Here is a 12,105-nt window from a genome sequence, read left to right on the forward strand (position 1 = left end):
TCACGAGGCCGGCGCCAGACGTGCGAGGCCGGCGATCACCCGGTCGACGGCGTCGCCGCCGTGCGGCTCGTAGCAGTCGGCGAGCAGCTTGTGCGTGAAGCGCATGACCAGCGGGCGGGGCAGGCCGTACCGCGTGCACGCCCGCATGATCTGCGGGTGCTCGATGAGCTTCACGAACACCCGGCCGAGCGTGTAGTACCCGCCCAGGTCGTCCTTCATCCGCGCGCCGTAGGTGGCGAGCGCGCGCTCGCGCCCCGCGGCGGTGCCGCGGGCGGTGGCCTGCACGATGGCGTCGGCCGCGACGCGGCCGGCCTGCAGGGCGTAGGCGATGCCCTCGCCGTTGAACGGGCTGATCATCCCGGCGGCGTCGCCGACCAGCATGAGGCCCCGGCCGTAGAGCGGGCCGCGGTTGAACCCCATCGGCAGCGCCGCGCCGCGCACGGGGCCGATCTGGTTCTCCTCGGTGAACTCCCACTCGGCGGGGGCGTTGGCCATCCACCTCGCGAACAGGTCCTTGTAGTCGACCTTCGTCGCGGCGGCGGTCGAGGACACCGAGCCGAGGCCGACGTTGGCGGTGCCGTCGCCGAGCGAGAAGATCCAGCCGTAGCCGGGCATCAGGTCGGACTCGCCGGGCCTGCCGTCCCACAGCTCGAGGTGCGACTCCATCCACGGGTCGTCGTGCCGCGGGGTGCGGAAGTACGTCCGCACGGCGACGCCCATCGGACGGTCCTGGCGCTTCTCCAGCCCCAGGCCGGTCGCGAGGCGGGCGGAGACGCCGTCGGCCGCGATCACCACGGGGGCGCGGTAGGTGACCGGGTCCCCGGCGCGCCGGCCGTCGGCGTCCACCGGCCGGGCCTGCACGCCGACGACGCGCCCGGTGCGCTCGTCGACCAGGGGCCCGGTCACGTTGGTGCGCTCCTGCACCTTGGCGCCGGCGGCACGGGCGTGCTCGACCAGCAGGTGGTCCAGCGACATCCGCGACCGGGCCAGGCCGTACGAGGGGTACGAGGACAGCTCGGGCCACGGCAGCTCGACCACGTGCCCGCCGCCCAGCACCCGCAGGCCCACGTTCCGGATCCAGCCGTCCTGCTCGCGCAGCGGCACGCCCATCCGGGCCAGCTCGGCCACCGCGCGCGGGGTCAGGCCGTCGCCGCAGATCTTGTCCCGCGGGAAGGACGCCTTGTCGAGCAGCAGCACGGACAGGCCCGCCGAGGCGCAGTGGTACGCCGCGCTCGCGCCACCGGGTCCGGCGCCCACGACGATGACGTCGGCGTCATCGCTCTTGCCACTCTGCACGGTTCGCCCCATTTGTGAATGCCTTCACACCTGTTACTCGCCGAGTGTAGTGATATCTCGCTCGGCTTGTCTGCGAAGGCTTGCCTCAGAAGCGTCGCTGCTCCTGACCAGGGGTTTTGCAGGACTTTCGTCCCATGAATACCGGCTAATTGATCCCAGGATTCGTGGCGCGGTGCAGCGCGACGATCCCGCCGGACAGGTTGCGGTAGGCCACGGACGACCAGCCGCTCTGCTTGAGCAGCCGCGCGAGGCCCAGCTGGTCCGGCCAGTCACGGATGGACTCGGCCAGGTAGGTGTACGCGTCGGACTCCCGCGCGACCACGCCGGCGACCTTCGGCAGCGCCCGCATCAGGTACCCGGAGTACAGGGTGCGGAACGGTGCCCACGTCGGGGTCGAGAACTCGCACACCACCAGCCGGCCGCCCGGCCGGGTCACGCGGCGCATCTCCTCCAGCGCCCCGACGGTGTCCACCACGTTGCGCAGGCCGAACGAGATCGTCACCGCGTCGAACGAGCCGTCCGCGAAGGGCAGCGCCGTGGCGTCGCCCGCGGTGAACGGCAGGTCCGGCCGGCGCCGCTTGCCGACGGTGAGCATCCCCGTGGAGATGTCGCACGGCACCACCTTCACGCCGGCGTCGGCCAGCGGCTCGCTCGACGTGCCCGTGCCCGCCGCGAGGTCCAGCACCGTCTCCCCCGGCAGCGCGTCGAGCGCCCGCAGGGTGGCCTTGCGCCAGGCCCGGTCCTGGCCCAGCGACAGCACGTCGTTGGTCAGGTCGTAGCGGCGGGCGACACCGTCGAACATCGTGGCGACGTCGTGCGGGTCCTTGTCGAGGGAGGCGCGGGGCATGGGCTCATCGTGTCAGGTCGGGGGGCGTGGTCGCGCGCGGGGTCGTGCGGGCGGGGGCGGGGCGGGTGCGGGCGTCGTGCGCGTCACCCGTGCCGGCGGGCTGCCGCGGCCGCGCGGGTCCGGTGGCGGTCGTACCCTGGTCGGCGATGACCAGCCCCCTCGGCGACCGCGTCCCCGCCGCGTCCCCGCACCCCGAGCCGCTCGTGGTGCGCACCGTCGCCCTCGACGCCGTCGACGACCTGCTGCACCTGCTGCCGGAGGACGCCCCGCTGACCTGGGTGCGCCGCGGCGACGGCCTGGTGGGCTGGGGCGAGGCCGCGCGGGTCGACGTCGGCGGGGCGGACCGGTTCGCCGACGCCGAGCGCTGGTGGCAGCGGCTCGTCGCGCACGCGGTCGTCCGGGACGAGGTGCACCTGCCCGGCACCGGGCCGGTCGCCTTCGGCTCCTTCGCTTTCGACGACGAGTCCGCGGCCGGTGGCGCGCTGGTCGTGCCGCGCGTCGTGGTGGGCCGCCGGGACGGACGCGCGTGGCTGACCGTCGTCGAGACCGCCGGCACCCTCGGGCCCGCCCCGGACTGGTCGCTCGTGGCGCGGCACGTGGCCGGGCTGACCCCGGTGCGCGCACCGGGAGACGTGACGTACTCCGCCGGCGCGGTCGCGGCCGACGACTGGCCCGACGTGGTCGCCCGGGGCGTCGCCGCCATCCGCGCCGGCGAGCTGGACAAGGTCGTGCTCGCCCGCGACGAGGTCGCCACCACCACCGAGCCGCTCGACGTCCGGCACCCGCTGCGCCGGCTCGCGGAGCAGTACCCCACCACCTGGACCTTCTCCGTCGACGGCCTGATCGGCGCGACGCCCGAGCTGCTGCTGCGCTCCGAGAAGGGCCTGGTCACCTCGCGCGTGCTGGCCGGGACCATCCGGCGCACCGGCGACGACGACGCCGACCTCGCCCGCGCCGCGATCCTCGCGCACTCCTCCAAGGACCTCGAGGAGCACGAGTACGCCGTGACGTCGGTGGTGCGCGCGCTGGCGCCGTTCTGCTCGTCGACCAACGTGCCGGACGCGCCGTTCGTGCTGCACCTGCCGAACGTCCTGCACCTCGCCTCCGACGTCACGGCGGTCCTGGCCGGCGACCAGGCCGACGGCACCCCGCACCCGACGTCGCTGGCCCTCGCCGCCGCCCTGCACCCGACGGCCGCCGTCTGCGGCACGCCCACCGACGCCGCCCGCACGCTCATCCGGCGCGTCGAGGGCATGGACCGCGCCCGGTACGCCGGGCCCGTGGGCTGGGTCGGCGCCGACGGCGACGGCGAGTGGGGCATCGCGCTGCGCTCCGCCGAGCTCGATCGCACCGACCCGCACCGGCTGCGGCTGTTCGCGGGCTGCGGCATCGTCGCGGCGTCGGTGCCGGCGGCGGAGCTGGCGGAGTCGCGGGCCAAGCTGGTCCCGATGCGCACGGCGCTCGCCTCGGACTGACGCGCCGCGCGGCGGGCACGCCGTCCGTCACGTGCCGACTGATCCGCGATTGGCGCGTCGGGCGCCGGAAGTGGGACGACCCCCGCAGGCGCGAGGGGGGCGCGCCGCGGGGGTCGTCGGGGGGTGGGGCGCCGGGGTGCGGGCTCGGCGTCCCGGGCCCGGGCGGGGCAGGGGGAGTCCCGCCCGGGCGTCTGGGTCAGCAGGGGCGGTCAGCCCTGGCCCTGCTGCTGCTGCTGCTGGAACCACTCCCACAGCTGCTCGGGCGTCATGTCGCGCGGGTCGGTCGAGCCGCTGCCCGAGCCGCCCTGGCCGGAGTCCGCGCTGGTCTCCTCGCGGACCGCGAGGGTGACGTCGACGTCCTGCGCCTTGCCGTCCCGCACCACGGTGAGCGTGGCCTCGGAGCCGGACGCGTACGCCCGGACGTAGCCGGTCAGCGACTCGGCACCGGCCACGGCCCTGCCGTCGATGGCGACGATGACGTCGCCCTCCTGGACGCCGGCCTCGGCCGCGGGCGAACCGGCGGTGACCGACTGCACCTGCGCCCCGGCGCGGGTGACGCCGTCGGCGGTGGCGGTGGTGTCGCTGAGCCCGACGCCGAGGAACGCGTGCTCCGCGGTGCCGTCCTCGATCAGCTGGCCGGCGATCAGGTCGGCCAGGTTCACCGGGATGGCGAACCCGAGGCCGATGGACCCGGACTCGCTGGACGTGGTGGCGATCGACGAGGTGATGCCGATGACCCGGCCCTCCGCGTCGAACAGCGGCCCGCCGGAGTTGCCGGGGTTGACCGCCGCGTCGATCTGGATCGCGTTGGTCACCACCGTCTCGGAGCCGGTCTCGGCCGTGGACACCGGACGGTCCAGCGCGGAGACGATGCCGGTCGTGACCGTGTTCGCCAGGCCGAGCGGGTTGCCGACGGCCATGACGGGGTCGCCGACGGTGATCTCGCTCGAGTCGCCGAGGGTGGCGGCCGTCAGGTCGTCCGGGGCGTCCTGCAGCTGGATGACGGCCAGGTCCGTGGTCGGGTCGGTGCCGATGACGTCGGCGGTGAAGATCCGGCCGTCGGTCAGCGTGACCGTGACCTGGTCGTCCTGCGCGCCGGCCACCACGTGGTTGTTCGTGACGATGTGGCCGTCCGTGTCGACGATCACGCCGGAGCCCTGCGCCTCGCCCTGGGCCGTCGTGACCTGGATCGCGACGACGGACGCCTGGACGGCGGACGCGACGGCCTGCCAGTCCGGGTTCGCCGACGTCGAGCCGGAGACGGGCGCGGTGTCCGTGCTGGTCCGGCCGATCGACGCGATGTCGGCGTCGCGGGCGGAGCCCTGCTCGTCGAACGCGCCGGTCAGCGCCGCGGTGCCGAAGCTGGCGAGCAGGGCCGCCGCGACGCCGACGCCGGCGACGGGGAGCCACAGGCGGTTGCGCTCCGAGCGGGTGCGCGTGGTGGTGGTGCCGCCCTCGGCCGGGGTGCCGTCCGGGCCGTGCCCCTCGGGTCCGTGCGGGCCGGCGGGGCCGCCGGGCGCACCCGGGGCCGCCGGGGCGCGGAACGCGGCGAGCGGGTCGCCGGACGGACGCTGCGGAGCCGGCTGCGGTGCGTGCGGACCGGCCTGCTGCGGCGTGTGCTGCGGGGTGTGCTGCTGCGGCGCGAGCTGCCCGTAGCGCGGCTGCTGCGGGGCGGGCTGCTGCGGCGCGCCGCCCTGCTGGTACGGGGCCGGGTACGGCGCGGGGGCGGCGGCCGGCATCTGCTGCGTGGGGGTCGGCGCGATCCGCTGCGTCGGGTTCTCCTGCGGGTGCTGCTCCGCGGCCGGGGTCGTCGGCGCTGCGGGCGCTGCGGGCACGGCCTCGGTCGCCGCGGCGCGATCGGGGGCGCCCGGCAGCTCGACCTGCTCGGTCGGCCGGTTCTCCTGCGGGGTGGACGGGCTCGACGAGCCGGCGTCAGGCTGGTGCTCGGGGTGGCTGCTCATGGGGTCTACCTCCTTCTCGTGGAGTATCAGACCGCGCCGCCCTGGAACGACGCTCGGCAGAACCTGGGAGTCCGCTGCGAGTTGCCGATGACCGCCGGGTGCCGGTCAGGCTGCAGGATCCGACGGCACGTCGGCCACCGCATCCCGGACGGCCGCCGCCAGGCGCTCGCCGAGCGCCCGCCGGTCCGCCCGGTCCACCCGCACCTCGACGACCGACGTGCCGGGTCCGGGCGCCGCGAGCGCCGCGGCCAGGGCCGTCACGTCCGAGACGCGCACGTGCCGCACCCCGTAGCCGGCGCACAGGGCCGCGACGTCGGCGGCGTGCGGGGTGCCGAACACGCGCTCGAACGTCCGCGCCCGCCCCGGGGCGCCGTGCTCCAGCGTCGCGAAGATGGAGCCGCCGGCGTCGTTCAGCACGACCAGCTGCAGGTCGACCTCAGGCTCGGTGGTGAGCCGCAGCAGCCCGCCGACGTCGTGCAGGAACGTCAGGTCGCCCAGCAGCGCGCGCACCCGGCGGCGCGGCAGCCCGAGCGCGACACCGGTGGCGGTCGACACCGTGCCGTCGATGCCGGCCAGCCCGCGGTTGGCGAGCACGGTCGGCGCCTCGGTCCAGCGCGCGACCAGGTCCAGGTCGCGCACCGGGTTGGACGAGCCGACCACGAGCACGTCCGACGGCAGGCAGGCCTCCGCGACGGCCCGCACCGCGCGCGGACCCGTCAGCGGCGGCGTGCTGCGGGTGGGCGGGGCGGCCGGGTCCTCGTCCAGCAGGGCGTCGAGCGCGGCCGCGGCGGCCGCGTCCGCGCGCTGCCAGGCGCCGAGCCAGGCGGGGTCGTCGGTCGGCCCGGCCAGCCAGGCCGCCGGGACCCCGGTGAGCACCCGGTCGGCCGCCCGGCCGGCGTCGGGCCACCCGGACCCGAGCGGGGCGACCACGGTCAGGTCGACGTCGTCCCGCGCGAGCAGCGCGGACACGGGGCGGGACAGCGTCGGCCGCCCGAGCAGCACGACCGACCGCACCCGGCCGCCCAGCGCCGGGTCGGCCAGCAGCATCCGGTAGGCGGCCGGGGCGTTCGCCCCGCCGCGGGCACCGGACGACGGCTCCGCGAGCAGCGGCCAGCCCGCCGCCTCGGCCAGCCGGCGCGCGTCGGGCCCGGCGCCGTCGCCGGCGACGACCACGACGGGGCCGGGCAGGTCGGCACGCGCGGGCACGTCGGCGGCCACGGGGAGGTCGGCAGCCGGACGCGGCACGACGGCCACCCGGCCCGGCGGGGTCCCCGCGCCGGTGGACGGCCACGGCTCGGGCCCGGGGGCCAGCGGCTCGCGGTACGCGAGGTCCAGGTGCACGGGCCCCGGGTCGCCGGTGCGCGTGCCGAGCGCCGCCGTCACCGCGCGCGAGACCAGGTGCCGCAGGTCGCGGTCCTCCCCCGGCCGGCCGGTCGGTGCGGGCACGTCGGCCTCCAGCCGGGTGGCGGGACCGAAGAGGCCGGGCTGGACCGTCGTCTGGTTCGCGCCGGTGCCGCGCAGCTCGTGCGGCCGGTCCGCGGTGAGCAGCAGCAGCGGGACCCCCGCGTGGTGCGCCTCCAGCACGGCCGGGTGCAGGTTCGCGACGGCGGTGCCGGACGTGGTCACCACCGCCACCGGGCGCGGCTCCCCGTCGACGGCGGCGGCGCGCGCGAGACCCAGCGCCAGGAACGCCGCGGAGCGCTCGTCGACCCGCACGTGCAGCCGCACCGGCGGCGCGCCGGCGGGGCGGTCGTCGTCCGGCAGCGCCGCCTCGGCGAGCGCGTAGGCCAGCGGCGCGCTGCGCGAGCCCGGCGACAGGACCACGTCGCGCACGCCGTGGGCGGCGAGCTCCTGCACGAGCAGCCGGGCGGCCTGCGGCGCCGGGGCGCCGCGCACCGGACCGCGGGGACCGGTGCCCGTCACCGCCGCACCTCCGGTGCCCCCTGCAGCGCCTGCACCGCGGCCAGCCGGTCGGCCCACCGCGCGGCCGTCGCGTCGTCCGCCGCCGTGGCGGCGAGCCGCTCGGCGCTCGGGACGAGAGCGCGCGCGTCGGCGACGGACAGCGCGCCGTCGACGGGCAGCAGCGGGCGGTCGACCACGTCGTCCGTGAACAGCTGCGCCGTCGCGAGGCCGCAGGCGTACGGCAGCTCCGGCAGCGCGGCCGCGAGCGCCACGCCCGCCGCCAGGCCGACCGACGACTCCAGCGCCGACGACACGACCACCGGCAGGCCCACCTGCTCGGCCAGCGCCAGGCACGCCCGCACCCCGCCGAGCGGCTGCACCTTGAGCACCACGACGTCCGCCGCCTCGGCGCGCACCACCGCCATCGGGTCCTCGGCCCGCCGGATGGACTCGTCGGCGGCGATCGGCACGTGCGTCGCGCGGCGCACCCGCGCCAGGTCGTCCACGGAGGCGACGGGCTGCTCGGCGTACTCCAGCCCGCGGGCCGCGCGGTCGAGCACCCGCAACCGCTCCACGGCCGTGCCGACGTCCCAGCCGGCGTTCGCGTCGACCCGGATGGCGCCGCCCGGCCCGAGGGCCTCGCGCACCGCGGCGAGCCGGTCGGCCTCCTCGGCGGCGCCCTGGCCGGGCTCGGCGACCTTCACCTTGGCGGTCGTGCACCCGCCGGAGGCGAGCACGATCCGGCGCGCGGCGTCCGGCCCCACGGCGGGGACGGTCACGTTGACGGGCACGCGGTCGCGGACCGGCTCGGGCCAGCCCTCGTCGGCGGCCTCGCGGGTGGCGCGCCACCAGGCGGCGGACTCGGGGGCGTCGTAGTCCCAGAAGGGGCTGAACTCGCCCCAGCCGGCCTCCCCCCGGACCAGGACGCCCTCGCGCACGGTGATCCGGCGGAAGCGCGTCCGGAGGGGGATCGCGTAGACGTGCACGTCGTCAGCGTACGGGCACCCGGCCGCCCTACGCTGGGGAGCGTGACCGACCAGCTGCCCCCGCGCGTCTCCGACACCTTCGACCCGTCCCGGTGGCGGGCGGTCACGGGGTTCGAGGACCTGACCGACCTGACCTACCACCGCGGGGTCGCCCGCTCGGCCGACGGCACCGGACGCGACCTGCCGGTCGTGCGCGTGGCCTTCGACCGGCCCGAGGTGCGCAACGCCTTCCGCCCGCACACGGTCGACGAGCTCTACCGCGTGCTCGACCACGCCCGGATGACGTCCGACGTCGGCACCGTGCTGCTGACCGGCAACGGCCCCAGCCCCAAGGACGGCGGGTACGCGTTCTGCTCCGGCGGCGACCAGCGGATCCGCGGCCGGGACGGCTACCGGTACACCGAGAGCACCGACGCGGAGACGGCCGACCACATCGACCCCGCGCGCGCCGGCCGGCTGCACATCCTGGAGGTGCAGCGCCTGATCCGGACGATGCCCAAGGTCGTGGTCGCCGTCGTGAACGGCTGGGCGGCCGGCGGCGGGCACTCGCTGCACGTCGTCGCCGACCTGACGATCGCGTCCCGCGAGCACGCCCGGTTCATGCAGACCGACGCCAACGTCGGGTCGTTCGACGGCGGCTACGGGTCCGCGCTGCTGGCCCGGCAGGTGGGGCAGAAGCGCGCGCGGGAGATCTTCTTCCTGGCGCGCGAGTACTCGGCTGAGCAGGCGATGGCCTGGGGCGCGATCAACGAGGTCGTGGACCACGCCCGGCTCGAGGAGACGGCGCTCGAGTACGCGCGGATCATCGCGACCAAGTCTCCCCAGGCCATCCGGATGCTGAAGTTCGCGTTCAACCTCGCGGACGACGGCCTGGCCGGGCAGCAGGTGTTCGCGGGCGAGGCGACCCGCCTGGCGTACATGACGGACGAGGCCGTCGAGGGGCGCGACGCGTTCCTCGAGCGCCGCGACCCGGACTGGTCCCGCTTCCCGTACGCGTACTGACCCCGGGCCGGGCGGCGCCCGGGGGGCCCGCGCGACCCGGGCCCAGCCAGCGTCGCGTGCCCCGGCCGGGCCGCCTCGCCGAGTGTCCAGAAACTGCGGCGATATGCGTGAGATGTCCGTGAGTTCGTGGACACTCGCCGCTGCGCGGGCGCGGGTCCGGTCCCGGGCGGGAGGTCCGGGCGCACGCGGAGGTCCGGGCGCGGACGGGGCGAGAGCGCCCCTCGCTCAGGAGATCGCGAGCGAGCCCGTGCCGGCCGGGACCAGCTCGACCCAGGTGTTCCCCGGCGACAGCAGCGCGGGCGCCCCGTCGGCGGTGAACAGCTGCATGGGCGCGTCGCGGGAGTCCTTCTGCCAGCGCACCGGGACCGTCTTGCCGCCGCTGGCCAGCGTGCCCTCGCCCGAGCCGACCAGCGTGTAGGTCGGGACCACCGCGCCGTTCTGCGCGCCGAACGGAGTGCCGGGGTGCTCCGCCACGATCGACACCACGTTGGTCGCGGTCAGCCGGGCACCGGAGGCGCCCGTCGCCGGGGTGGCGCCCTCGGAGCGGTCCCAGGAGGTCCCGTTCCAGGTCCAGGTCGGGCTGGACTGGCCCGACAGCGAGAACGCCAGGGTGGTCGCCGGGGTGCCGGCGACCACGGCGGTCGCGCGCTCGGCGGACCGGGCGAACCGGAACTGCTCGCCGGGGCTCGCCTGGTGGTTCGCGTCGGCCTGCGCGAGCAGCGCGGCCGGGTCGGCGTAGACGTTGTGCGGCGCGGACCGCGTCCGGACCCGGTACAGCCCGGGCGCGCCGGCGTCGTGGCTGATCACCTGGGTCGGGCTGGCCGCGACCAGCGCGAGGATGCCGGGCTGGCCGCCGGAGAACGTCAGCAGGCCGTTCAGCGGGGACACGATGTCCGGGTCCATCGGCCGCACGGAGCGGATCGGACCGACCTCGGCGGGCAGCTGCGAGTGCCAGACGGCGACGAGCCGCGAGACCTCGAACTCGACGATCGTCTCCCAGACGACGTCGGCCTGCTCCAGCCCGGACTGCGGGCGGGCGGTCGCGGTGTTCTCGATCTTCACCGCGAGCGCGGGGCGGTTCGCGGGCTCGCCCGCGACCCCGGTCAGCGGCCAGGTCGGCGGGACGACCGGGTCGGGCGCGGCGGCCTTGGTGGGCTCGAGCGTCGGGGCCACGGTCGACGCCTGCGGAGCGGGCTGGCCGCCCTGCGAGCAACCGGTGACCAGCAGCGCCGCGGCGACCGCCAGACCCGCGGCGCGCCGGAGCTGCCGCCTGGTGGTGTGGAGCATTCGTCGAACCCTTCGCGTGCGCCTGCTGCCCTGTGCGTCCTCCGCGCGTCCCCGCGCGACCGCGCCACTCTACGTGCGGACCTACGCTGACCCGGTGAACCGACCCGTCCGCGTCGTCCCCGTCACCCCCGCGTCGGTCCCCGCGCTGGTGACCGCGCTGGCCGCGGCGCTGGACGGATCGGGACCGGCGGTGCTGCCGGTAAACGGCGCCGAGGACGGCACCCCGGCAGGCACGGGACCGGTGGCCGACGACGTCGCCCTGCTGGTCCGGACGTCGGGGTCGACCGGATCGCCGCGCGAGGTGCTGCTCACCGCGGCGGCCCTGCGCGCGTCCGGCGAGGCGACGGCCGCACGGCTGTCCGGGCACGGGCGCTGGCTGCTGCCGCTGCCGCCCGCGCACGTCGCGGGCCTGCAGGTCCTGGCGCGGTCGATCCTGGCCGGCACGGAGCCGACCGTGCTGACCGGGCCGTTCCGGGCGGAGTCGTTCGTCGCCGCGGTGGCGGGGATGGCGGCCGGCGCGGGCCCCCGGTACACGTCGCTGGTGCCGACCCAGCTGCACCGGCTGCTCGCGTCGCCGGCGGGGACCGCGGCGCTGGCCGGGTTCGACGCCGTGCTGCTGGGCGGCGCGGCCACCCCGCCCGCACTGGTGGCCCGCGCCCGCGAGGCCGGGGCCCGCGTCGTCACCACCTACGGGATGTCCGAGACGTGCGGAGGCTGCGTCTACGACGGCGTCCCGCTCGACGGCGTGTCCGTGGACGTCGGGCCCGACGGCCGGGTGGCGATCGCCGGGCCGGTGCTGGCCGCCGGCTACCGCGACCGTCCCGACCTGGACGCCGAGCTGTTCGAGGAGCGCGCCGGCACCCGGTGGCTCCGGACCAGCGACCTCGGCCGGTGGACCGACGACGACCCGCCGCGCCTCGAGGTGCTGGGCCGCGCCGACGACGTCCTGGTCACCGGCGGGGTCAAGGTGCCGCCCGCCGCCGTCGAGCGGGTGCTGGCCGAGCGGCCCGGCGTCGGGGAGGTGCTCGTGGTGGGCGTGCCCGACCCGGAGTGGGGGCAGGCGCTGACCGCCGTCGTGGTCGCCGCGCCGAGCGGGCCGGCGCCGGACCTCGCCGACCTGCGCGCGGCGGCGGGCGACCGGCTGGGGGGCCCGGCGGCGCCGCGGCACCTGGTGCTGGTGGACGCGCTGCCCCTGCGAGGTCCGGGCAAGCCGGACCGATCGGGTGCCGCCGCGCTGGCCGCCCGCGCGCTCGGCCGCACGCCCTGACCCGCCCACGGTCGTCGGCCGGTGCGTGGCGGACCCGCGGCGCGGGTAACGTCACCGGCAGCCCCATCCCCCGCGAGCGTCC

General features: G+C 77.0%; 9 protein-coding genes. 3 read left to right on the forward strand and 6 right to left on the reverse strand.

Annotated elements, in window-relative coordinates; genetic code table 11:
- The gene (locus AC1050_RS09710) at window positions 1-1,296 is read right to left on the reverse strand and encodes a geranylgeranyl reductase family protein (RefSeq protein WP_482387139.1); all 1,296 of its coding nucleotides are present in this window, start codon (window positions 1,294-1,296) and stop codon (window positions 1-3) included.
- A 145-nt stretch (window positions 1,297-1,441) separates the two neighbouring features.
- On the reverse strand, window positions 1,442-2,143 hold the full coding sequence (locus tag AC1050_RS09715; RefSeq protein WP_482387140.1) for a demethylmenaquinone methyltransferase: 702 nt from the start codon (window positions 2,141-2,143) through the stop codon (window positions 1,442-1,444).
- A 146-nt stretch (window positions 2,144-2,289) separates the two neighbouring features.
- Here AC1050_RS09715 and AC1050_RS09720 point away from each other — a divergent pair, with 146 nt between their 5' ends.
- A complete protein-coding gene (locus tag AC1050_RS09720; protein WP_482387141.1) occupies window positions 2,290-3,618 on the forward strand; it encodes an isochorismate synthase in 1,329 nt (442 codons plus the stop codon).
- Between the two features lie 209 nt (window positions 3,619-3,827).
- Here the strand turns inward: AC1050_RS09720 and AC1050_RS09725 are convergent, their stop codons facing one another.
- The 3 genes from AC1050_RS09725 to AC1050_RS09735 all read right to left on the reverse strand — a co-directional run bounded on the left by AC1050_RS09725 (window position 3,828) and on the right by AC1050_RS09735 (window position 8,467).
- Window positions 3,828-5,579: a S1C family serine protease gene (locus tag AC1050_RS09725; protein WP_482387142.1), complete on the reverse strand. Its 1,752-nt coding sequence runs from the start codon at window positions 5,577-5,579 to the stop codon at window positions 3,828-3,830.
- A 105-nt stretch (window positions 5,580-5,684) separates the two neighbouring features.
- Window positions 5,685-7,502, reverse strand: coding sequence for a 2-succinyl-5-enolpyruvyl-6-hydroxy-3-cyclohexene-1-carboxylic-acid synthase (menD, locus tag AC1050_RS09730; RefSeq protein WP_482387143.1), 1,818 nt, complete (start codon window positions 7,500-7,502; stop codon window positions 5,685-5,687).
- The gene (locus AC1050_RS09735; protein ID WP_482387144.1) at window positions 7,499-8,467 is read right to left on the reverse strand and encodes an o-succinylbenzoate synthase; all 969 of its coding nucleotides are present in this window, start codon (window positions 8,465-8,467) and stop codon (window positions 7,499-7,501) included. The genes menD and AC1050_RS09735 overlap by 4 nt, the downstream gene beginning before the upstream one ends.
- A gap of 42 nt (window positions 8,468-8,509) precedes the next feature.
- Between AC1050_RS09735 and AC1050_RS09740 the strand changes: the two genes are divergently transcribed.
- Window positions 8,510-9,469 carry a 1,4-dihydroxy-2-naphthoyl-CoA synthase gene (locus AC1050_RS09740; RefSeq protein WP_482387145.1) on the forward strand — a complete coding sequence of 320 codons (960 nt, stop codon included), beginning with the start codon at window positions 8,510-8,512 and terminating at the stop codon, window positions 9,467-9,469.
- A gap of 225 nt (window positions 9,470-9,694) precedes the next feature.
- On the opposite strand, the gene AC1050_RS09745 is transcribed toward AC1050_RS09740, so the two are convergent.
- Window positions 9,695-10,756: a DUF3048 domain-containing protein gene (locus tag AC1050_RS09745; RefSeq protein WP_482387146.1), complete on the reverse strand. Its 1,062-nt coding sequence runs from the start codon at window positions 10,754-10,756 to the stop codon at window positions 9,695-9,697.
- Window positions 10,757-10,850: 94 nt separating this feature from the next.
- Between AC1050_RS09745 and menE the strand changes: the two genes are divergently transcribed.
- Window positions 10,851-12,023: an o-succinylbenzoate--CoA ligase gene (menE, locus tag AC1050_RS09750; protein WP_482387147.1), complete on the forward strand. Its 1,173-nt coding sequence runs from the start codon at window positions 10,851-10,853 to the stop codon at window positions 12,021-12,023.
- Window positions 12,024-12,105 lie beyond the last annotated feature (82 nt).

Source organism: Cellulomonas sp. NEAU-ZC6 (genome assembly GCF_056844425.1).